This is a genomic window from Colwellia sp. BRX10-1, assembly GCF_014077545.1.
In the GTDB taxonomy this organism is placed as follows: Bacteria; Pseudomonadota; Gammaproteobacteria; order Enterobacterales; family Alteromonadaceae; genus Colwellia_A.
Genome location: NZ_JACGWC010000040.1, coordinates 1 through 23260 on the forward strand (window position 1 = coordinate 1; position 23260 = coordinate 23260).

16 protein-coding genes are annotated in these 23260 nt (G+C 36.8%); 6 read left to right on the forward strand and 10 right to left on the reverse strand.

Going from position 1 to position 23260, the window contains the following annotated elements; genetic code table 11:
- Positions 1 to 110 precede the first annotated feature (110 nt).
- The gene (locus H4J75_RS18720; RefSeq protein ID WP_182222942.1) at positions 111 to 1667 is read right to left on the reverse strand and encodes a M1 family metallopeptidase; all 1557 of its coding nucleotides are present in this window, start codon (positions 1665 to 1667) and stop codon (positions 111 to 113) included.
- A gap of 666 nt (positions 1668 to 2333) precedes the next feature.
- Here H4J75_RS18720 and H4J75_RS18725 point away from each other — a divergent pair.
- From H4J75_RS18725 to H4J75_RS18735, 3 genes are all read left to right on the forward strand, one after another.
- On the forward strand, positions 2334 to 4310 hold the full coding sequence (locus H4J75_RS18725) for a methyl-accepting chemotaxis protein (RefSeq protein WP_182222943.1): 1977 nt from the start codon (positions 2334 to 2336) through the stop codon (positions 4308 to 4310).
- A 561-nt stretch (positions 4311 to 4871) separates the two neighbouring features.
- Positions 4872 to 5393 (forward strand): gamma carbonic anhydrase family protein, encoded by a 522-nt coding sequence (locus H4J75_RS18730; protein ID WP_182222944.1) that lies wholly within the window; start codon positions 4872 to 4874, stop codon positions 5391 to 5393.
- Positions 5394 to 5627: 234 nt separating this feature from the next.
- A complete protein-coding gene (locus H4J75_RS18735) occupies positions 5628 to 7424 on the forward strand; it encodes a diguanylate cyclase domain-containing protein (protein ID WP_182222945.1) in 1797 nt (598 codons plus the stop codon).
- 62 nt (positions 7425 to 7486) lie between these two features.
- Here the strand turns inward: H4J75_RS18735 and H4J75_RS18740 are convergent, their stop codons facing one another.
- A complete protein-coding gene (locus H4J75_RS18740; protein WP_182222946.1) occupies positions 7487 to 11221 on the reverse strand; it encodes a translocation/assembly module TamB domain-containing protein in 3735 nt (1244 codons plus the stop codon).
- Positions 11218 to 12969 (reverse strand): autotransporter assembly complex family protein, encoded by a 1752-nt coding sequence (locus H4J75_RS18745; protein ID WP_182222947.1) that lies wholly within the window; start codon positions 12967 to 12969, stop codon positions 11218 to 11220. Before H4J75_RS18745 ends, H4J75_RS18740 begins: the two co-directional genes overlap by 4 nt.
- 224 nt (positions 12970 to 13193) lie before the next feature.
- Between H4J75_RS18745 and H4J75_RS18750 the strand changes: the two genes are divergently transcribed.
- Positions 13194 to 14048, forward strand: coding sequence for a universal stress protein (locus H4J75_RS18750; protein WP_182222948.1), 855 nt, complete (start codon positions 13194 to 13196; stop codon positions 14046 to 14048).
- 53 nt (positions 14049 to 14101) lie between these two features.
- Here H4J75_RS18750 and H4J75_RS18755 read toward each other — a convergent pair whose 3' ends face one another.
- Genes H4J75_RS18755 through H4J75_RS18770 form a run of 4 tightly spaced genes read right to left on the reverse strand, consistent with a single transcriptional unit; the run spans position 14102 to position 17267 of the window.
- Entirely contained in the window at positions 14102 to 14974 is an 873-nt protein-coding gene (locus H4J75_RS18755; RefSeq protein ID WP_182222949.1) for a mechanosensitive ion channel family protein, read from the reverse strand.
- Positions 14975 to 14996: 22 nt separating this feature from the next.
- Complete coding sequence (locus H4J75_RS18760) at positions 14997 to 15785, reverse strand: hypothetical protein (protein ID WP_182222950.1); 789 nt, start codon at positions 15783 to 15785, stop codon at positions 14997 to 14999.
- Between the two features lie 10 nt (positions 15786 to 15795).
- Positions 15796 to 16260 (reverse strand): hypothetical protein, encoded by a 465-nt coding sequence (locus tag H4J75_RS18765; RefSeq protein ID WP_182222951.1) that lies wholly within the window; start codon positions 16258 to 16260, stop codon positions 15796 to 15798.
- Positions 16261 to 16295: 35 nt separating this feature from the next.
- Complete coding sequence (locus tag H4J75_RS18770) at positions 16296 to 17267, reverse strand: magnesium transporter CorA family protein (RefSeq protein ID WP_182216533.1); 972 nt, start codon at positions 17265 to 17267, stop codon at positions 16296 to 16298.
- A 194-nt stretch (positions 17268 to 17461) separates the two neighbouring features.
- Here H4J75_RS18770 and H4J75_RS18775 point away from each other — a divergent pair, with 194 nt between their 5' ends.
- Positions 17462 to 18487 (forward strand): DUF21 domain-containing protein, encoded by a 1026-nt coding sequence (locus tag H4J75_RS18775; protein WP_182216531.1) that lies wholly within the window; start codon positions 17462 to 17464, stop codon positions 18485 to 18487.
- Positions 18488 to 18673: 186 nt separating this feature from the next.
- Entirely contained in the window at positions 18674 to 19360 is a 687-nt protein-coding gene (locus H4J75_RS18780; protein ID WP_404842429.1) for a mechanosensitive ion channel family protein, read from the forward strand.
- 236 nt (positions 19361 to 19596) lie between these two features.
- Here H4J75_RS18780 and H4J75_RS18785 read toward each other — a convergent pair whose 3' ends face one another.
- From H4J75_RS18785 to H4J75_RS18795, 3 genes are all read right to left on the reverse strand, one after another.
- On the reverse strand, positions 19597 to 21426 hold the full coding sequence (locus H4J75_RS18785; RefSeq protein WP_182216528.1) for an SLC13 family permease: 1830 nt from the start codon (positions 21424 to 21426) through the stop codon (positions 19597 to 19599).
- 461 nt (positions 21427 to 21887) lie between these two features.
- Entirely contained in the window at positions 21888 to 22340 is a 453-nt protein-coding gene (locus H4J75_RS18790; RefSeq protein WP_182222952.1) for a RimK/LysX family protein, read from the reverse strand.
- A gap of 8 nt (positions 22341 to 22348) precedes the next feature.
- The coding region (locus tag H4J75_RS18795) for a succinylglutamate desuccinylase/aspartoacylase family protein (RefSeq protein WP_182216525.1) at positions 22349 to 23260 on the reverse strand (912 nt) is incomplete at its 5' end.

Consider the following 23260-nt stretch of genomic DNA (forward strand, 5'->3'; position numbering starts at 1 on the left):
ACACAGCCAACAAAAGTTAAGCAGTGTTGCGAGAAGACTTAACGAAAGACCAAGAAAGACGTTAGAATATGAAACACCAGCAGAGAATTTTAATCTATGTGTTGCATCCATCATTTGAACTCAAGACCATTAACTGATACTTCCAACGGTAATGGAAAAAATAAATCATGCGCTATTTGCCATTGCAACGTCAGACTATTTTCAGTTCTTTTTTCAATCACTTTAGGTAATTGAGCCTGATAAAAATACACATCAAAAAACCAGCGATAATCTTGACCGGTTAAACGATTGACAATACTAAGAAAATCATCTGTATCAGCCAGTACTGGCTTGAACCGCCCTGGTTTTGGCTCAGCAACACCATATACGAGCTCAGTTGTTGCACTAAAGAAAGCCTCATCACCAATAAGGTTACGTAATGTATGTAGTACCCAAGGCGCTTTAGCGTATATATCGGCACCTGGCCCGCCTTTTTCCTCTTCATAAACCCCTTCTACGGTTTGCAATGTTTTACTCACAATAGGAGCTTTATTTCGTATTTTCAAACGCATGTCGTACATGTGAGCCATATAAGCAACTTCGCCATGGAGATACTGTTCATATAGCGGATGCATATAGGCGCCAAAACCTTCATGTAGCCACATAGCATCGGCATTTTTATTGGTTAGTTGATTAGCAAACCATTCATGGGCAAACTCATGGAAAAGCAACCAATCAAACCCATATTTGTCGGCTTGGTACTTGTTACCATAGGCATTAATGGTTTGATGCTCCATCCCTAAATGTGGGGTTTCTGCTATCCCAATTTTGTCTTGAGCAAAAGGATATGGCCCGATCTTTCTCTCAAAGAATGTTGTTATATCAATAAGCTCTTGTGTCAAACGCTGCGCTTTCATTTTGTTTTCGGGTAAATGGTAAAACTCAACAGGGATACTATTGCCGTACTGGCTATCAAATGTGGTTTTAATGACCTCATACGGTGCAATATTAATGGCGACACCATAAGTGTTTAGTTGCGATAAACTATGCCAATGATACGTTTTAGTCGTATCATTTTCTGTTACCGAAATTAACTTTCCGTTAGCAGCAGCAACCAAACCTTTAGGCACAGTAATATGCATTGTGGTTGTTTTAGGCTCACCAACAGGGTTGTCGATACAAGGCCAAAACAAATCACAACCCTCACCCTGCACAGCCGTAGCTATCCAGTCTTTCCCTGTCGATGTTTTAGACCACACAAAGCCTCCATCCCAAGGGGCTCTTACCGCTTCGCGCGGCGAACCAGAATATTGTACTTCGACGATAAACTGGCCCTTTAGCGGGGTTGTAAGATTTATCACCAGGAGCCCTTCAAGGTTGCTGTATTGTGCTTTGTCTATCAACACATCGTTTACCAGCACTTGTTCTATAGTAAAAAAATTATCGAGATTTATGCCTACCTGCCCCATTGCACGCTGACTGTAAAGGGTTAAAACGCCTTTGCCTGAAATAGTTTTTTGTTTAGGAAAAATACGAAAGTATAAATCGGCATGGTCAAGTGTTAAACCCTGCTGAGATATAGGCAAAGGACCGTCACTGGCCATTGTATATTCACTGCGCTCTACTGAATTTGCTTTAACACAAACTGCTAACGTAACAAGCCAAAAGCACGCTAATAAAAGCTTCATATGCTAAACCTCAAAAAGTAATGTAAATAAAAAACTTAGCTTCAAGTTATCCCTTTAACATTGGTGATAAAAGCTAATTGCGATTAACGACATCTACTACACTATGAATGGCATGACTAACAATAAAAATCCTAGTGTACATTAAATAAAAACGTTAATAATCTGAAAAACTTACACAATATAATTACGTTTAAATTTTCTGATTTTGATAAAAGTACAGCACCAATTAAGGAGTATTACGTTTGACCATTTCTACCTAAAAAACCGACTCTTTTTAAGAGACTTGTGGGCAGGATTGCCCAGACAGTAATGTGAAGCCCCACCCTATTTACTTTGATATTGCTAAAGAAGTTATCCCATTAGCATTTAATATAAAATAGGTGAAGTGGGTGTTTGGCCTCTTAATATTAATACCCCAGATATACAAAATAACAAACCAAAGTGTTTTAGTTATGCTAGATGGTCTAATAAAAATCAGGCGAAAATATAGACCCTAGATAGTAATTAACAACGGCAGAAAGTACGACTGATACGCATAACATTGAATGAGTAAAGCTAATCTATAAAGTGTAACTAATTGATGGGTGAAATTTAGTAATATGATCTAAGATTAATTTAACTTCGTATTAAATCTATTGAATGATTTGTTTTGGGTGTAAAAACGTTATGAAAAAAATTGTAAGGTACTTGTCGTCACATCTCAGTTTATTAGTTCTATTACCCTGTGTTTTGCTCGGTGGCGTAATTTCCTATGACGTTTATCATTCATATAATCGAATGCAAAATGCTTATGACACTGAATACAATGCATTTATGTCTCATGGTGTACTATCGTTAGTGCATGAAGTACAAAAAGAAAGAGGCGCGACAGCAGGCTTTATCGGGTCGAAAGGTCAACAGTTTTCATCAAAAATGAAACTGCAACGTAGCAACGTTGATGAAACACTCGCTCAGCTGCGCAAGGACAGTAAAAATTGGGACTTATCGATGAGTATGCAAGCTGTTTTTGCTGATTTTCTCAGACCATTCTCTGATTTAGCTGAGACCCGCCGAGATATTGACAATAACAATATTAATTTACCTGACGCTCTACAATTTTATAGCAATATAAATAAACTCGGCTTACACAGCGTTGGTAGTGCATCTAAGTTAAGTAATGACCCAATAATTTTACTCGAATTATTCTCCATTTATAATTTTTCCTACGCAAAAGAGTACGCGGGAATAGAAAGAGCCGTGTTGTCTAATGTGCTTGCAAACGGAGAGTTCACGCCAGCATTAAGAACTCGTCATACCCAATTAATAACTAGGCAAGAAGTCGGCTTAGAGCATTCTTTAGAAGCTGCTCCTGCAGAGATTTTTGATTTATTTTCCACTTTTTTGAAGTCGCCTGTTAATGTTGATGTTTTGAAAGTAAGAAATGACCTTGCAACAATTAATAATAATTTCTCCATCCAAGCAGACACCTGGTTTGATTTAGCGACAAAAAGAATAAACGAACTGAAAAAACTGGAAGAAAAGGCTTTAAATATAGTTGATAACTCTGCTGTTCGCATTCAAAAAGAAGCCGTTGTTATTCTCGTTGTGGAATTATTAATATTGGCTTTCGGGGTATTTATAACAATAGCGTTATACCTGACAATTAAAACTCGCCATTTACAATCAATACATATTGCAAAAGGCATTCAAATTGCCATTAATGATAGAAACTTGCACCATGAAATTGAAGTGACCAGCTCCGATGAATTAGGTAAAGCAGCAACTGACATTAATAAGTTAACTCAGCTTTTCAGCACCGATTTAAAAGAATTTTCGTTTACATCAAGTAACATTATGACAGCGACTGATGAAACATCAGCCGCCATTCATCAGAGTCAAGTAAACTTAACACACCAAAAGGAGGCTTTAGAAACAATGGCTTCTGCAGCTGAACAAATGAGTGTCAATATTGCTTTAATTGCTGAATCAATGGAAGGTAACGCTGAGTCAGTGTCAGAAGTTGTTAAAAACGCACAAGAAGGACAAGAGACTGTTAATAAGGCTGTTGAGGTAATTCAACAGGCATCAGATGATATGAGTCAATCCTCTAAAGCGATTCATTCCCTAAATGAACGTGTTGGAAGTATTTCCTTAATGGTCGATATGATCAGGAGTATCGCTGAACAGACAAACTTATTGGCACTTAACGCTGCTATCGAAGCGGCAAGAGCAGGAGAACAAGGAAGAGGTTTTGCTGTTGTTGCAGATGAAGTAAGAGGACTTGCGAGTAGAACTCAAGCATCTACAGATGAAATTGGACAAATTGTTACTGAGTTACAGAATGATTCTACAAACGCATTTCGTGTTATAGATCAAGGGCAAGAAAACGCGTCACTCGCGGCAGAGCAATCAGAATTAATAAAGGTCGCTTTAAGTAAAATAACCACTCAAATTGAAAGCGTTCAATCTGTCACAGACTCTGTTTCTATAAGCACTCAAGAGCAAGCATCTGCACTTAGAGAAATAAATATAAATTTGATAAACGTATCAGAACAATCATCAGAAAACGTATCCGGAGCGGAACAAATAGCAATTTCTGCCGCGAACACAGCTGAAGCTATAAGAGATATGAATACTAAAATACAACGCTACAAAATAGCGTAATGGTAACACGGACGAAATCAACATAACAATGTGATTCTGCGCGGTTTAAAGGCACCAAACTTATCTTTGGTGCTGATTACTATTTAGAACTCATTAGTATATAAGTAGCTGATTAACATAAACTTAGATTAATAAAAATTATAAACTCCTATCAAATAACTTCATCTTAACAGGCGAATTTTCTTCGTTATAAAGTGTAACTATAACTTTCGGTTATTGATATTTTTTGCCTATCAAGAAGAATTTTTATCTACTATCTGGCCATTGATAAAATACAATGGAAATAGACATAAATATAACCTATTGAAAATTTTATTATAGAAAATTGAAGTTAATGAGTCACATAAAATCAAATGTATTCATTATGTTATCTGCTCGAAATCACGAAAAAATTCCCCTTATATTTTAATCTTCAAGATAAAGTGTGGAATATATCCCTTTGAGTTAGTTAATTAATGAGATACCAACAACAATCCACAGATTATTAGGCGACAAAGTTAATGATTGTTAATCTCTAATTAGTTATATTAAATCAATACATTAATATTAAGGTATCAAGATATGATCTATCAATTAGGTGAACTTTCTCCTCGTATTTCAAAAAGCTGTTTTATAGCACCAAACGCCACTGTAATAGGAAATGTAGACTTAAGCGAAAATGTCAGTATTTGGTTTAATGTTGTGATCAGAGCCGATTTAGCACAAGTGAAGATAGCGAAAAATTCTAATATTCAAGATGGCTCTATTCTACATGTTGATGAAGGCTTCCCCATTAATATTGCTGAAAATGTAACTATTGGTCATAAAGTAATGCTTCATGGTTGTACGATAGGTGAAGGGAGCTTAATTGGTATCAATGCGGTGGTATTAAATGGCGCTAAAATTGGTAAAAACTGCTTAATTGGTGCTAATGCTTTAGTGACCGAGCATATGGTTATACCAGACGGTAGTTTAGTCTTAGGCTCACCCGCAAAAGTAATTAAACAACTTGATGAAAAAACCCAAGAGATGATCGCAGCAGGCGCAGCACATTACGTTCAAAGCAATCATCAATATAGGAATGAATTAAAGCAAATAGGTTAAGCATCATGCTGGTTAAGTTAAGCATCATGCTGGTTAACTTAACCGCCTTTGTTGAAAATTAAATGGCCCGCAGTAATTAACACTAAGGTCGTTACTGAGTGCTTTGTTATAAAGAAGAGTTTGAGTTAATAATGAATAATGAGTTTCCGGCCGTTATTTAGCTTTTTTTTGTTTTATCTATTGATTAAAATATGAGAAAGTAACCTAAGGACAACATCAGCGCTAGGAGTTAAAGTGATAAAATGGTTAATAGCATTGATACTGTCACTGATTATCACCTCACCAAGTTTAGCAAACGAGGTAAATGTTGATTCATTAAAAGCAACATTAACAGCACTTCCTCTAGATGATAAAGCACGCTTAGCGCCATTAATTGAGCTGGCAAGCTATTACCTTTATATCGCTCCAAAAGAAACAAGCGCTTATGCAACACAAGCCCTAGCCTTTACTAGTATTGAAGATAGTGATTTCAATAAAGCTAAACTATTGCGCTTGCTTGGACAATCACAGATGTACCAAGGTTTAAACCTTGAAGCTTTCAAACATCTCACTCAAGCGATAAATAGTGCCAATAAGAGTGAGAACGTGCATTTAATCTCAGTCTCTAATAGAGCAATGGGAGTATTTCACGAGCTCATTATCGATCACAAAAATGCAGTAAAATATTATATAGAAGCATTGAAGTTTGCTAAATTAAGCGATCAAAAAGAAGATTTAGCGATGGTTTATAATAACTTAGGGAATGTACTTAATTCTCAAAATGATTATACTAATGCTGTTAAATATTTTAAAAAGTCAATCGTAATCAACACTGAACTCAATGATATTGCAATGCAGATGAATGCTTCTGTTGGATTAAGTGTCTCCTACTTAAGATCCGATAACCCTCTTAAAGCACAACAATTACTTGAAGAAGTGCTAAGAAATAAAGATTACATCAATGACTTTAGCTTTAGTGAAGCATCAGCCAACTTAGCTGATGTTTATAAATATTTAAAAAACTTTACGGCGGCTGAATCTCTATATAAGTTTGTTATTAACGATGAGAAAGGTAGTATTTATCCACCGGCTGTCGCATCAGCATACTTAGGCCTCGCTGATATTTATATCCAAACAAACCAAATAAAAGCCGCCATCGATTTATACCATAAAGGCATTGTTGAGGTAAAAAATAAAATATCGGTGGAAAGTGAAATGGCGCTTTATGAAAATTTAGCCAAATTAGAATTAAGCCAAGAAAATTTTGAAGCAGCAGCGATTATTCAAACAGAGTACATAAACAGAAGAAATCAAGTTCAACCGTTGACACAAAAGGGTCTATTACAAAAATTAGAGAGTCAACTACTCTTGGAACGAGATTACATAAAACTACAAGATGAATTACTGATCAGCGAACGAGAGTCTCGCCACGCTTCAATGTACCTATTTGCTGTTATTGTTATTTCACTGATTAGTTTAGTGCTATTCCTAGTATTAATGCTAAGAAAACAGGTGATCTCTCGTTTGGAAGCCACAAACAAAACATTAAAAAAAGCCTCTGAAACCGACCATTTAACAAGCATTGGTAACCGTCGTTTTTTAGAGCATCAAATTGATACCTTTAGAGGGCGAGATATAAAAATGGCCTTTTTGCTGCTTGATGTTGATTATTTTAAAGATATCAACGACAACTTTGGTCATGATGCTGGTGATGAAGTATTGGTGGCAATTGCTGATAAAATTAACAGACTGTGTCGAAAAGATGATTTATTTGCACGTATTGGTGGAGAAGAGTTTGTTATTTTATTAATGAACAGTAATGAAGTCTCTGCCTGCTTATTTGCAGAAAGAGTCAGAAGTAGTATTGAAAAAATGTCCCACCCTTTTCAGTCTAAAGTCACAGCAAGCATCGGTGTTACGTTTGGTAATATGAAAAACGCTAATTACGACGAACTATACAAACAAGCCGACATTGCACTTTACTCGGCTAAAGACAAAGGCCGTAATAAAGTGCTGCTATTTCCTAGTTTAAATCCAATAGATGCTGATTAACCTAGGTTAGCGTTTATTAACTTCTCGAGCGGATTAGGAAATAACGATTACCTGTCACCGGCTTACTTTATGTCGAATGAGTAATAAATATCGGCAGAGTTTTCTAGCCCAGAAACTGTTTCAACCCATAGCCTGCTTAATAAATAAAACCTCACGGTTAATTCATTGATAGGATCTTTTATACCAAGCCCATATTTAATATAAACCTGCTCACCTAAATAGCCAGCGATGGAGGCTTGCTCATCGTCTCCATCTATTTCGATTCTATTGATCAAAGGTAATTTTTCTATTTGAGTGAGTACACCAGAAAAGTTTGTTAACGCTGAACCTAAAGCCACACCTATAGCGGTATTACTGTCGCTGGTTTCTGCATCTAAACCACGCCCTCTCACCAAGTATGATAAAGTTTCAGATTGTTGCAGGGTTGGCTTTGAAAACAACTTAATATTCAAACTGTTGGCTAATCCAGTTGCATCAATACCAACAATAATATTTTCTTTTTCAATGCTACGTGTCGCTTGCATTGAGACATAGGGGTTATTCGCAGTGCCATTAAAAGAAATAATACCTTTAGTTAACGACAAATCTTGCCCATAAGCGCGATAGCGACCCTCTGGTATCTTTAAGCTGCCAAAGAGCTGTAAGGGTTGATTTGCCTGCTGACTCACTTGTAATTCACCGCCTAGACGACCTATGAATCCTTGCCCTTCAACTTTAAATGCATCAGCAATAACCACACGAACATTGGTAAATAACTCAAATGGCTTTTCATTAGCAACTTGTTCGCCTGCATCATTAACCATAATGACATCTTTGCTTAAGCTAACACTTCCTTGTGGCAATTTATTTACCAGTAATTTACCTTCGAGCACTTCTATACGGCCCGATATTTTCAGTTCTGATGCTTTTATTTGGGCGTTAAGGTGAGGAGAAACGGTTATGGTAAGATCCGGGGGGACTGATAATTTTAATGATTCCCCATCAAAATCAAAATTACCTTTCAATTCATCTTGCCAATCGACGTCCCCTTTAAGATTAGCTAAGGCATTATTAATATTTACCCCACCAGAAATAATGGCTTGCTGACCTTTAAATTTTAAGGCCATATTAAGATCAGTTAAGGTATTAATATTTCCTAAAATCTTAGCTTCACCTTTAGTTAACGTAATGTCACCGGTTATTATTGGTTTATCTAAATCACCACTCACAGTTAAACGGCTATTTAATAGGCCTTCCAATGAGGTTAACTCTGGTAAAAAAACTTGCAAGGGTGAAAGGTTAAACTCATTAATATTAAGCTGACTATTTATTGTGCGACTATCGGCAAAGACAAGCGTACTGCTAAGGTTGACTATTTCAGCACTGTCTTGCGCAAAAAAAGCAAGTTTTCCTGCAACACTGCTGTTATCAACTTTTAACGTTAATTCACCCTTTTGCCACTCAAGTAATAGATGTAATTCGCCTTCTTTAGTTGTCTTTATATCGCCATCACTAATAAGTAATTTAGCATTAACGGTTGGCATTTTGTTTTGTTGCCAACCGACAGCAACATTCCCCGCTAGTGTGCTACGCACAGTTATATCTTTAGGAATAAAGGGCGTTAAAAGGTCTGTGTCTAATTGAATGGCTAACGTTAACTCGTCTTGAGCTACTTTAAAGGTGGCATCGTCCTTTAGACAGAGCTGAGCGCCGTCACCAATCCAGCAATGTTTGTTAACAGCAAGCGTTTTAAGGCTATTGTTATAAAGTATATTAAGTGGCTGACTTGATTTAAAAACATCGTCACCTATAGAAAATTTTACCTGATCAGTTTGTACTTGCCACTCTTCCCCCACAGGTGAATAGTTACTATTAATTAACAAGTCAATCGCTGAATCGCCAAGCCAGGCTAGCTTTACTTTTTGTTGATTTAAATCGCCACTACTCGATAAATTAACACCATTGATGGTGTGATCGTTCCAATTGATACGCTCACTGCTCAACGCTACCTGATGTTGATGATTATCCAGCGGTCGATATTTGACCTCGACCTTAATCGCATCACTGGCAAGATTAGCCACTAACAACTTTTTCAATTCACCTTGTAGATTGAGTTCTGGCTGCTCAATTGGACCAGATATTGAAATATTGGCCGCTATTCCACTTTCAATATCCTTTAACCATAAACTGCTATCTCCAACATTGACCGTGCCATCGACATTCCAATGGGTATCGCTATGCCCTTTTATGTTAAGCGCTATATCACCATAATTGAGCTTAATCTTACTTGGCGCTAATTGACCTTTATGGTTAATATCAACATTACCGTCTGCGTTAAAAGCTATTTTATTAATTTCACCTTTAACCATAGAGTCAGTTAGCGTAAACGCCCATTCATTGTCCTGCCAAAACCCTTTACTGTAAATATTTCCCTGTAGTCGACCCGATAAACGCTGATCAATATTAGGTAAGCTAATGCCCGAAGACTTCACCTTAACATCCCATAACAATCGATTGCCTATCTGCAACTCCCCGGTTATATCCAAGCGACTATTTTCTTTGAGTTCTTCAAAATACAAGGTCTTTATTTTAAAGGTTTGTTCGCTGTAAGTTGCTTGTAATTCCAACGCGGCGTCTTGGTAACCAAAGCCACTAATGTTACTTTTTAAATCAATAACATGCCGGTTAAGGTCGCCTTCGCTGTTTAGTAACAGGGTTGATGGAGTAATAACATTAGCGATATCATCAGGTAAAATAAACTGGCTGACATCAGCTTGCAATTTATAAGGTAAGTTTGCGTCAGTAACATCCACTGACATTTTAGCGGTTAGTGTTAATTCACCCACGTTGCTAATCGTTGTTACTAAATCAGCTAAATCACCTTTTAGTGAAACTTTTTGTTCAGAATGACTAAGTTGTGGCAATAACTCAAAGTTATCAATGGAACTACTTAAGGCTAAATCAACAAGATAAGGGGGTACAAAGTCAACTTTTCCTTTTAATGAAAACGCTCCTACTGCCGCTACTTTTGATGACAATTCGTCAATAGATAATTGCGTTTTAAACCATGATAAACGTGCCACATTATTTGTGGTATTAATTAGCGTTTTTTCACTGCCTGTATTGTCTAATTCATTAACAATTAGCGTTTTTACCACCAACGACTTTAGCGCTAACTTAACCGGTAAATACATCTTAGGCAGTGATGCCAGTGGCCAAGGGGTCACGGGTTGCGGTGGTGATGAGGTCTTCGCCGCAGATAAATTAATATGTGCTTTAAGCAACCGAGCATTATCTATATTAATAGCGATATTACTCACAACATTCTTTTTGACCGATAAAGCACTAGAAAACTCGGTTAAGTTTATTGCTAGCCCCTGAGTTGTTATTTGGGCGCGTGCTAAAGAAAACTTCTTTAGTTTAACGCTAAAGGGTAAGGTGAAATTGGTTGAGTTAATCGCTTGTTCGGCAAGTTGATCAGATGATTCCGCTGGCTGCGCTTCTTTTATGTTGACTTGTAGTGCACCTATACTGAGTTCATCAATACAAATCTGGTTTTTCCATAGGCAGCGCAAATGCAATCTTAAACGAATGTTACTGGCATTAATTAGTGCACTATCGTTTTCAATTTTTAGTTTACGTAACGCTAAGTCATCTAAAAGTGCACCACTTTTGTATTCAACTTGCAGCGAGGAAACCTTACCGACAAAATAAAGTGATAACTGAGCTCCCCAAGGCGTTGAAAGTAGTATGGCAAAGAAACACAGTAAACCGGTTAACACGCCCATAAGTGTGAAGCTGGCACGTTTATAAGTCATAGTTCAGCACCAATACTAAAATGAAGACGCCATGAAGGATTTTCTTCACTTAATGGATACCCTAAAGCAAACCTGATCGGCCCAATGGGAGAAATATAATGAAGACCGGGACCAATAGAGTATACCGGTTCAAGTTTGTCATTATCATTAACACTTCCAGCATCAATAAATAGTGCGCCGCGCCATGTATTTGAAAAGTAGTACTGGTACTCCAAACTAGCAACGACCATATTAGTGCCACCAATAACGATTTCTTTCACTGGGTTAATACCTTCTGAAAGTGTCACCTTAGGGCCAATTGATTGATAGTCGAATCCTCGAATACTTTGATCACCTCCGGCATAAAACCGTAATGAAGGAGACAGTTCCTCTTCAAAGTCTTTGTCGACAATAACATAGCCAAGCTCTACTCGTGCGACAATACGGTGCTTAGGAGCAAACAGCGAAATATATTTCCAACGCGCATTAAAACGTAAAAATGAGGTTTCTGAAGATAAACCTTCATAGCTGCCTTCTAGATTATAGTATTGTCTAAATCCCTTAGATGGATCGAGTAAAGGACCATCACGATCAATATCAGACCAAGTAAACCCAGGAATAAAATAACTGGCATCATCATAAACATTATCAGTCTCCCACTCTTCGTCTAAGTGTCTTAAATAAGGTTGGCGTAAAATATCATCTTTTAGATAAACACGTCCTACTTGAAAAGAAAAAAATCGACTGGTTAAGCCCCCATAGTCATTTTTTTCTAGTTCAGTTTGTAATTGCAACACATCATTGTTGGGGTGTGACAAAGGAATACTGTAAATAAAATGCCCGGTCGGATTAATGGTTGAATAGGATAACCTTGTTTCTTGACGATGCCCATAACGGTTGACTAGCGGTGTTTTCCAGCCGAAAGAAAACCTTTCTTTGGTGTCAGTCGCGTAGCCTAGTCCTAAATTAAATTGATGGCGTTTCGCTTTTTCCAGCGATACATCAATTGGCAAGATGTTATTCGCGCTATTCTCAGTTTCAGGACGAACAACAACATTGCTAAAATATTGAGTTTCATCGAGTTCATTTTGTAAGTTTTGTAGTGAGGTTTGTTGATAAAAATCACCTGGCTTAAAAGAAATCAAAGGTTTCAAAACATCTGTATTGATATCAAAATCATTAAACTTTATTTCACCAAAACGATAACGAGGTCCACTGTCAAAGTGAACAATAATCTCTGCGGTATCCAAACTTTTGTTTATAGCGATATTAGTTTTAATGAACTTACTATCAAAGTAACCTCGTTCTAAGCCAAGAGAAACCAAGTCTGTTTTAAATTGCTCATAAATACCATGATGTAATATATCTCCGCTGACAATCGGCACCTTTCTGATAATGTCTGAAAAAGCACTATCCCCTAAAGCGTCACCACTTAGGTTAATACGCACGTGTTTTATTCTTGTTGGCTGATTGAGTATCACGACAAGACCAAGCGTCCAGATATTTTTATCTAAATTCTTGTCAATTGAACTTGTTACCTCAGCACGGTAATAACCCAGTGCCTTGAGCGCATTTAAGGTTTGTTTTTTTGCTGTAAAAACAAATGCTGTTCGTTCGGTGTCATTCTCTGGAAAATTGCCTAGATAAGCATAAATATTTTGTTTTGCTGCACTGGATAAGTTATCTGAAAGTTGAACGATAAGTGTGTTCGATGTTGCAAATGGTGAGATTAAAAAAAACAAGATGAACAAAAAAAAACGACTATACATTATGCTAGATTATCCGTGAAATTTGCAGTAATTAAATAAAAGCATAGCATAACAGTTTATGTGGTTTTGCTGATAGAAAAGTTTTAAGGTAGAAATAACTATCTATACTTTCAACCTTACGATAAATTTACACAATATTGACTTCTTCAGCAAAGTCGCCAGACCGTCTTAACAAAATTAGGTCAATCCCACCCGGGAACTAACATCCAAAATGAGGGAATAGAATGATAACTGAGCAATTAATTTGGTTTATAGATGGACGTTATTTTTATAAAAGCATTACTTTAGATAAAGTTATTCACCTCGCCAATACTCATAAAATGCGCGTTAAAATAATCATCGATGCTAAAGTAAAATCTACCCAACGGTGGTATTGGCATGCCATGGTTGGCGACTCACCAACGGCTAATGAAGATTTAGTGGTGATTAACAAGAAAAAACAAACCTTGCTTAAAGCATTAGAAATGAGTGCAATTAAAGCTGAAATTATCGTTTCAGAGTCTGCAGATCACATAAAAACAATCAATACTGAATTAGCAAAAACAAATAATGGCCTGCTAATTTTAGAAGACACACCACCTAAACAAAGACATCCCATCTTTCAAACTCTCACTGAAATAAACGCACCCGTATTATTATTAACTGACAAGGTATGGAAAGAAAACATCAATGCCATTGGCGCTGTTGACCCATTACACGAAAATGATCGGCCAGCAAAAATTGATGAACATATTGTTCAGCATTTAAAAAGCTGGGAAGATTCGCTTTCAGTAAAATGGAAACTTATCCACTGTTGTTACATTTCATCAGTTTTATACCAATACAAAAACAAAGTATTGTCGATGCACCAAGATGGTTTAAAAGAGTTCGCTGATCAGTTCCGCATTAAGAGGGATCAATATAAATTACTTGAAGGTTTACCTGAAGAGGCCTTAAAGTCATATATTAACAAAAACCATATCGATATTTTATTTATCGGTCTAGTTAATAGAAACATGCTGGATAAGTTTTGGGTGGGAAGTACTACCTCAAATTTTTTATATGAGCCGCCATGTGATTTATTGCTTATTAAACAGTAAAATCAATAATGAGCATTAACCAGCAAGGTTAATGCTCAACATTGATTCAGTCACTACTCTTCTTTGGATACAACATCTGCCGTACTTCTCGGGCTCTCATTCATAGTAACTTTAAAAGGTTTACTTGCACTCCCGGCATAAAGGCTGATATGCGGGAATGGGATCTCAATGCCCTGCTCATCAAATGTTTTCTTAATGTTCTGATACATTTCATTTTTAAGCGCAAGAAAATTCTCTCTTCTTGACCACACTGAAAATTGAATATCAACTGACGATGAACCAAACCCGGTCAAAATAAACAAAGGGGCTGGCTCTTCCAAACAAATAACATTTTTTTCGGCAATTTTTAATAATAAATCACGCACTTTTTCAATATCTTCTTTATAAGCAATTCCTAGTTTTAAGTCTGCTCTTCTAATGGGATACTTTGTCATGGTGGTGACCGCACTTTTTATCATGCTTTCATTGGGTATTCGAACAAATAAATTATCAAAGGTTCTTAATTTAACAGACAATAAATCAATTGAAATAACTTCCCCTAAGATGTCATTGACTTTAATCACATCACCGATTGAGAAAGGTCTTTCTATCATCAAAAATATGCCACTGATTAAATTTGATGCTGAAGTTTGTGAAGCAAAGCCAATCGCGACAGTAAAAATTCCCGCTGCGCCAAGTAATATCGTTAAGTCGATACCAATATGCTTTAAAGCCGACAAGACAAATAAGCCCAGCAAGGTATAAAACACCGTTCTTTTTAACAAAAACACTCCGTGTGTCGTCATTTTCTTGCTAACAATTCTTTCCATCGCGCTACTGAGCGCTTTAGCAATAAAGTAACCGACCACAAATAAAATAAGTGCCTGTGTTAAGGTGTATAAATGAGATGCTTTGAGCATATTAAAAAACTCATTAATGACTTCCATATAATATTTACCTAACTAAAGTTTACCCAAATAAGTTACTGATTCTGCGAATTATTTTACCGTGCTCAGAGGTTTCTCGCGGACTACTTATCGCGGTAAGGGGTTGAAATTCAACTGAAACACTTCTTTCTATAATTAATTCAATATCGTCTGATTCATTATTTCTTTCAATGGTTATGCCAGATGTCCACAGTTGGTTTTTATCATCACTATATAAATGTAAGTAATTAACAGGAACATTAATCCTGTTGATGATAAGTTCTTTGTTATGGCTATTAATCACCGTAATTGACGTTGTTGCTCGGTGGGGATGTAAATCAAGCTCTTCAAGTTTAGTTTTTGCAGAGGTATATTTTGCATAGCACAATTGTCCGTCGATGGTTGAACTACCAAACCATGAATCTGACGGACGCCAAAAGGGTAAATCAACTAAGCATTTAGCACTTGGAAATGTTTCAGCATAAAACCAAATAGGTGTACTAATAAACAGCTGAACTTTTTCACCCGCTAAAATTGTTAGCGGTGATGAAGGACGTGCAATAACCGAACGATCGGCTAATTTTGGAAATACTTTTATTTTATCAGAGCTGGCTTTCTCTAAAAAACGACCGATATCAGCATCGCTTTCTAGTGCAAAGTTTTCGCCAGCAGAAACCACAATGTCTTGGTCTTCTTCTTGATTTTCAATATTCCAAATGTTCCATTCAGTTGCCTTGCGCTTTATGAGTATCGCGCGTTGACCAACGCTCCAACATTTTTTTTCATGACTGTCATCAAAGGTAAACTCGCCCCACCAGATGTTGTTACTCATAGTTTACTCATTAAAAATTAACTTTAAATAATAAATCGCCAAATCCCCAGATAAAGGTGCCTGTTATCAACAATGAAACTTCTAAAATACCGAGCTGGTATCTAACATTATCTTTAACAACATCAATTTTATCGTCAAAATCATCTTCAATCGTTGCAATTTCTTTGTCGATGTACTCTGTTGGCACATTGATTTTTCTGAGTTTCATTTTGGCTCGTGACAATACCAAGCGATGTTGAATATTGAGTTTACTGATAAGAACACGTTCAGCAATAATGGCGCCAATACTTGACCAAACACCAATGATAACAATTAAACAACCACTTCTAGAAAGCCACTCTAGCCCTAAAAACTGAGTTTTTGACAAATAATAGCCCATACTAATCAGTGTTAAAGAAAGTAACCAAGCCATTATCGGTTGTCTTTTTCTGATGTTAATGACTTTTGCTTCATAAAGTGTTTTTGAATCGCTCAATATCTGTCTTCTTTTTTTAATTAAATTAGTGGTTATTACAACCAGCGTTTTTTCTTAAACCAAACAATAAGACCAACAGAGATAACCGACATCACCCCAAGTAAAGTAAAGTAACCGTGTTCAAATTTAAGTTCGGGTATGTATTCAAAATTCATCCCATATATTCCTGCGAGGAAAGTCAAAGGTACGAACAAAGCGGTGATAACCGTTAACACTCTCATTGTTGCGTTTAGCTGATGTGAAGTAACCGACATATAACCGTTAATTAAATCGCCACAAATATCATAATACATTTGAGAGAGGCTCAACAATCGATCAAGTCGCTCTCTTAAGTCATTTACTGCATGTATTTCTTGTTCTGTTATAAGAGATGTTTCATCATCTTCAAGGTAACTGTTTAGGGTATTTCCAACAGTTACATGGTAATTAAAAGTTCTTCTAATTTTAACCAACCTCGATCGATGTGAGGTGATTTCTCGCATCATTTTATCGTTACCACTGATTTGAAATTGATCTTCAATTTTTTCTAAGTTTTGTTCAAAGTCAAATAATTGCTGTAGGTAATTACCACAACTACTGTGAAATATTTTCAATGCTAAGTGTACTGGGCTTCTCGCTAAATACTTTTCACTGCTGGCAGTAAATAAGGCATTTATCGCTATCGAGCTTTCAGGATGACCGGTAATTAACACCCGTTGACCGATAAACATACTGATTTGTACATGTTCAAAGGTTAAATTATTTTCTTTGGCAACAAAGCCACGGTAAAGCAGAAAGATGAAATCATTGAACAGCTCAACTTTCGGAGGGTGTCTTTCTCTTTGAGCATCTAAAATAGCCAAAGGGTGACAGCCAAATTGAGTGAATATTTCTTTTTCTTGAGATTTTTCGACTTTATCAAGATCAATCCATAGCACGGTACTTTCATCTTGTTGCCATTCACTGACTAATTCTTCGCCACCAATTTTAACAGGCGCAGAGGGTGAAATTAACATACATTTAATCATGATAAATCCTTAGGTATAATTACAAAATAATGCGGGTGTCAGCATTACAAATAATAACTGATAGTAAACGTTATAAACTTTCCCATTATAAGCAATATTTTAGAGTAAAGGTCAAATAATTAGTTGTTATCTCAGCAAGTAAAGTTAATAATTCACCCAATTAAAGCTATTAACATTCCTATTAGGATTATTACATGTCAACTGACATTATTACTTGGTGTGCCATCGCCTTTTGTATCACTCAATCAGCCATTTTCTCAGGATTAAATCTCGCATTTTTTTCTATAAGTCGCCTGCATTTAGAAGTTGAAGCTAAAAAGGGTAATAAAGCAGCACAAACTATTTTACGTCTGAGAGACGACTCAAATTTTTTATTAACAACAATATTATGGGGTAATGTTGGAATTAATGTGTTGTTAACAATGCTCTCTGATTCAGTGCTTACTGGCATCAGTGCTTTTCTGTTTTCAACTATTGCCATTACGATTATTGGTGAAATTACCCCGCAAGCTTATTTCTCAAGAAATGCCTTAAAAATGGGCAGCATGCTCGCCCCTATTATTCGTTTTTATCAGTTCCTTTTTTACCCCGTAGCCAAACCAACTGCACTTATTTTAGATGCTTGGCTCGGCAAAGAAGGGATTACTTACCTTGAAGAAAGTGAACTTAGAAGTATTATTCGCCAGCACATTTCCGCAGAAGAAGCCGATCTTAATCATGTTGAAGGTATCGGTGCGTTAAACTTTTTTGCTTTAGATGAGATACAGGTCACTGAAGAAGGTGAGATAATTGATCCTAAATCAATTATTGCCCTACCAACAAAGTTAGACTTACCTATTATTCCGGTAACGACACAAGGTCCAGATGACCCATTTTTAATGCTGGTAAATGAAACTAACCATAGTTGGGTAATACTGACCAATGAAGCTGGCTACCCATTACTCGTGCTTGATGCAGACGGTTATTCACGAGCTGCGTTATATCAACCAGGCGATTTTGACCCTTACAATTATTGTCATCGTCCTGTTGTGATAACGGATGAAACGACACCATTAAATGAAGCTATACTAAAAATGAAAGTGAATACATCTACTGACAAAAACTTTGATGGTGTGATAGAACACGATGTATTGCTTATTTGGGGAGAAACCAAACGTATTATTACTGGCGCAGACATTTTTGGTTTGCTACTTAAAGGCATGCTTCCTAATATAAAATAAACAGGTTAAATATTTATAATGGAATGGTTAGACAAAATATTCAATTTAAACAGTTTTACCGAGTTATTGTTTGAATATAAATTTATTGTTACTTTTTTACTGTTGATGACTTCATTTTTGATTAAAAATTTAATCATAAAAGTTATAAAACTAAAATCGAAACAAACCAAAAGATTAAAAATTAATATGGTGAATAATATTTTCACCATATTGATCATTATTTTACTTTTTAATCTATGGTCCGAAGAAATCCAAAAGTTTGCCTTTTCTATTGCCGCTTTTGTTGTGGCAATTGTATTAGCGACTCGCGAGTTTATTCAGTGTTTTATTGGCTTTATCTATATATTATCGAGTCGACCCTTTCGTATTGGTGACTGGATACAAGTAGGTAACTATGTTGGTGAGGTGCATTCTACCGATTGGGCTAAACTTACTTTACTAGAGGTCAATAAAGATGATTATGAATATACCGGCAAAACGTTATATTTGCCTAATAGCCAGTTAATTACTTCGGTAATTAAAAATCTTAATTTCCTCAAGCGTTATGCGGTACACCATTTCACTATCGTACGTGATGACAGTGCTAATCCCTTTGACTTTATCGATACCTTGTATGAGAAAGCAGACTTATATTGTCATGACTTTAAAGATGTGGCAGTTCGTTATAATCATCTTATTGAAAACCGCTTAGATATAAAGATTGCAGGTCCAAAACCGCACATTCAAGTAGCTACCTCTGAGCTGGGTGATACTCAGGTGTTTTTTACTATTTTTTGCCCCACTGAAAGTGCGATGGAAATAGAACAGAAATTAACGTCTGATTTTATGAAACTATGGTTTGAGAATAAAGCTTTAAAAAGTATTAATAAATAAAAGAGCGACAGACATCGTCTTGTAATGGGTCTTAATCTTTGTAGCTACACAATAAGCACAACAGCTGAGTTGTGCTTTATTTATAAGCCCCACAACAAACATCACCCTAGTTCAACGTTACAAAAAAGCCTCATTATTAATGAGGCTTTTTGCTTACCAATGCACCTTTCATCTTTCATCTTTAGTGTATTAACGAAGATTAGCGCAGCCTAAAACAAAAGACTGCTTTGTTTATCTTACAGATATAACCAATTTAACAGTAAGGATAGCGTTACCCACATTAAAATAATCAAGGGAATACCAACACGCATAAAATCAGAAAAACGATAACCACCGGCGTTCATTACCAAAAGGTTAGTTTTGTAAGCCATAGGGGTTGCATAACTTAAGTTAGCACCAAAGAGTACCGCCAATATAAAAGGTTCTGCTGGTAGGTTGAGTTGGCTAGCAACAGAAATAGCAATAGGCGTACCAATAACAGCAGCAGCATTGTTAGAAACAATATTAGTTAATATCGCGAGTAACAGCATTAGGGCCGATAAGACACCTCCTGGTGGTAAACCAAATGATAATGCGACAAACACTTGCGCTATGTACTCAGCGCCACCGGTAGTCATCATTGCAGAGCCTAACGCTAAAGACGCGGCAACAATTAAAATAACTTGCGTACTAAGCGCTGATGAAGCTTCTTGCCAATTTAAACATTTTGTTAATAACAAGACGAGTACACCACAAACCGCACTAATTTCTATAGGTAAAATACCCAAGGCTGACGATACAACTACGGCTAACAAGGTACCTAAGGCAATGGGTGCTTTACTTGTTTGAGGTAATGACTCCGCGCCATCAATAATGAGTAGTCCTTGTTTAGCTTTTAATAAATCAATTTGCTCTTGCTCTCCTTGTACCAGTAAGACATCGCCAATTTTCAGGCGGGTATTGCCGATACTGCTGCGACCAATTTCCATCGCTTTACCTGCTCGATGCAAAGCGATCACTGATATGCTGTGTTTTTGTATAAAATTGACTTGTTGTAAAGTGTGCCCTTCAACTCCCGAGCCAGCAATAATAACAATCTCTGCCAACGTTTGTTTCTCGGCTTTTAGAGGGTGTTCGTCATCAACTTTATGCAGTCCTGAGAATAAAGTGGCTCCTAATACTGACTCATATTCTTTTAAACGGTCTGGATAGTCATGAACTTTTAGGCGGTCACCAACGATAAGCACGGTATCGGGCAAAGGCATTATATTCCGATAGTTGGCGCCACGCTGAATACTCTCAATTTTTAGCTGGCCATCAGTCAAAGCAATTATCTCGGTAATTGTTTTCTCGTTAGCCACACTTTCTTCATTTATATTAAGATAAGCGCTAAACAGACGTGGCGAAGTATCAGGCATTGATGGTGTTCTGCTTGGGAGAAGTTTAGGCGCAATTAGCCATAAGTAGAGTACGGCAACAACAGAAGCAATGAGTGCTGGTTGTATAAAATCAAAGAGCCCAAACTCAACCGCCCCCATATTTTTTGCAATACTAACCACTAATAAATTGGTCGATGTACCTATAGTTGTCGCCATTCCCCCAACTAAGGTTGCTAATCCCATCGGCAGTAGCATTGGCGAAGAATCTGTTTTAGTACGCAGTGATACACTGATCAAGATAGGCAGTAACAGCACCACAACTGGGGTGTTATTAATAAAAGCACTTAAACCTCCAGCTAAAACGAGTGTTAGCAACAAAGATAATGTTGGGCTTATTTTCCATAATTTAGCCAAGTATCGACCAATGGGCTCCAATGCTCCTGTACGCACAATACCGTGACCAATGATCATTAACGAACACACTGTCACTAAGGCTTCATGACCAAAGCCAAAAAATAATGAGCTAGGTTCGAAATGTGTGCCATCTATATAAAAAGGGAAGAATGCAAACGCCAAACACAATATAGCGATAACAGCCAAAGAGGAGGTTTCTAAAGGGATATCATCTCGACGAAAGAGGTATAAGGCAAATACGGTAATGAGTAATACCGCTAATGCATGATTATTAGGTAAGTCAGGAATATTCAAAAGTAGTACCAAGTTAATTTAATTATTTAGCGGCTACAACCACTGCTTATAAAGCTTATTCTAAATGAATGCGCCAAATTATTACAAGTCAATGAAGCCTATTCTAATTATTTTTAATAACTATAATACGTGTTTTCAATTAAGTACATAGTCACTAATCAATAGATATTTTTATAACGAGCTCGTTAAAGCTTGAGCTATATTAGTTAAAAAGAGTGGCAACAATAATTCAGCAGCCGCTCTCAATATGCACTTTAGAAAGTAAGGTCTTGGCAGACAGGGAGCAATAAGGAACTTTTAGTGACAACAAAGTAGCGGTAATATGTTCTGCATATCTTTAGGTTATTTGACGGCAGATAACGCGCTACTTTTAACGTTGATTGTCGGACAGCGATTCATCTTTTGTGGTGTTTACCGCAGACAAGGAATCGCTTTTTATATAAAAAACGTATAGATAAGGCTTAACCTAGCTCACTTTCTATTTTTGATCCTAAAAAAACTTTTGATGGATCAACAAGAAAACGTTTGCCTAAAGCTTCTCTTCCTAACAGCATTAAATAACTCATATCAGAGCGATCTGTTAAGGTTATTTCAATTGACCACTTTTCTTCGCCAAGTACGATTAATGTTTCAATAACGTAACGTTGCTCTACGGTGCCATTAGAAGACTTTATTTTCCTGATATCACTAATTGGCGCACTACATTTAACAATAGTATCAACATTATGCGCATCAGGATGAATATCAAAAATCACCGAAGGCTTGCCATTTTTAATAACTTTTGTAATATTATCGACGTGTAACGACGACGTTTTTGCGCCGGTATCAACTCGAACTTGTAAATCGTCAATAGCTAAGTCTGGCAAAGCTATTGACTCTAAACGCCCAATAACAACTTTATTTGCTTTTTTCATACGGTTTCCTAACTGTCGTCATTTTCAGGTAAAAGCTGCTCTTGTACGTTTTCAATGTGTTCAGCGATTTCTTCATCGTCTTCACTGAAATAAGCGACATGAAACATAGCTTCTCCATCTTGTACTAGCGGTATATTTTGCTTACCGATTAAAATGCCTGAGCGTGTTGCTTTAACCGAATCAAATATTGCACCATATGGGCTACCAATTTCGGCTAACACTTGACCTTTAGTGATCTGATCGCCCAAATTTACAATATTATGAACAATACCACTAGCGTTAGCGCGCACCCATTGACTACCATTAGCAATAAAAGGCACAAGTTTTTTCTTCTTAGAGCGGACAACTTTTCTGGTCATACCTAAATATTGTAAAACATTTAAGATACCTTTCATGCCCGCTCGAATTGAAAACTCATCAAAACGCAGCGCTTCACCCGCTTCATATAAGAGTATTTTCGTTTCGTTTTTAACGGCTGATTCTCTTAACGATCCGTCAACTAAAGTAGAATTTAACACAACCGGTACGCCAAACACTTCCGCCAAGGCTTTGGTATCGGGATCAGACATATCCGCCCTAATTTGTGGCAGGTTTGAGCGATGAATTGCCCCGGTATGTAAATCGATACCGTAATCACAATGTTTAACGATTTCATTGAGAAATATATGCGCGACACGCCCTGCTAAAGAGCCTTTCGCAGAGCCGGGAAAACAGCGATTTAGATCACGACGGTCAGGCATATAACGACTTTGATTAACCACGCCATAAACGTTAACCATAGGAACAGCAATAACTGTGCCTCGCGTTATTTTAAGTTTCTTTTCGTGGATCAAGCGTCGAATAATTTCAATACCATTTAATTCGTCGCCATGTACCGCCGCACTCAAAAAAATAGTGGGCCCCGGTTTTTTAGCGCGAAT

What these genes read in the sequence shown, in the direction of transcription:
- H4J75_RS18775 (WP_182216531.1), top strand. Translation starts at nt 17,462, where the DNA reads ATGTCAACTGACATTATTACTTGGTGTGCCATCGCCTTTTGTATCACT.
- H4J75_RS18740 (WP_182222946.1), bottom strand. Translation starts at nt 11,221, where the DNA reads ATGACTTATAAACGTGCCAGCTTCACACTTATGGGCGTGTTAACCGGT.
- H4J75_RS18780 (WP_404842429.1), top strand. Translation starts at nt 18,674, where the DNA reads ATGGTGAATAATATTTTCACCATATTGATCATTATTTTACTTTTTAAT.
- H4J75_RS18760 (WP_182222950.1), bottom strand. Translation starts at nt 15,785, where the DNA reads ATGAGTAACAACATCTGGTGGGGCGAGTTTACCTTTGATGACAGTCAT.
- H4J75_RS18755 (WP_182222949.1), bottom strand. Translation starts at nt 14,974, where the DNA reads ATGGAAGTCATTAATGAGTTTTTTAATATGCTCAAAGCATCTCATTTA.
- H4J75_RS18790 (WP_182222952.1), bottom strand. Translation starts at nt 22,340, where the DNA reads ATGAAAAAAGCAAATAAAGTTGTTATTGGGCGTTTAGAGTCAATAGCT.
- H4J75_RS18770 (WP_182216533.1), bottom strand. Translation starts at nt 17,267, where the DNA reads ATGATTAAATGTATGTTAATTTCACCCTCTGCGCCTGTTAAAATTGGT.
- H4J75_RS18750 (WP_182222948.1), top strand. Translation starts at nt 13,194, where the DNA reads ATGATAACTGAGCAATTAATTTGGTTTATAGATGGACGTTATTTTTAT.
- H4J75_RS18730 (WP_182222944.1), top strand. Translation starts at nt 4,872, where the DNA reads ATGATCTATCAATTAGGTGAACTTTCTCCTCGTATTTCAAAAAGCTGT.
- H4J75_RS18720 (WP_182222942.1), bottom strand. Translation starts at nt 1,667, where the DNA reads ATGAAGCTTTTATTAGCGTGCTTTTGGCTTGTTACGTTAGCAGTTTGT.
- H4J75_RS18725 (WP_182222943.1), top strand. Translation starts at nt 2,334, where the DNA reads ATGAAAAAAATTGTAAGGTACTTGTCGTCACATCTCAGTTTATTAGTT.
- H4J75_RS18745 (WP_182222947.1), bottom strand. Translation starts at nt 12,969, where the DNA reads ATGTATAGTCGTTTTTTTTTGTTCATCTTGTTTTTTTTAATCTCACCA.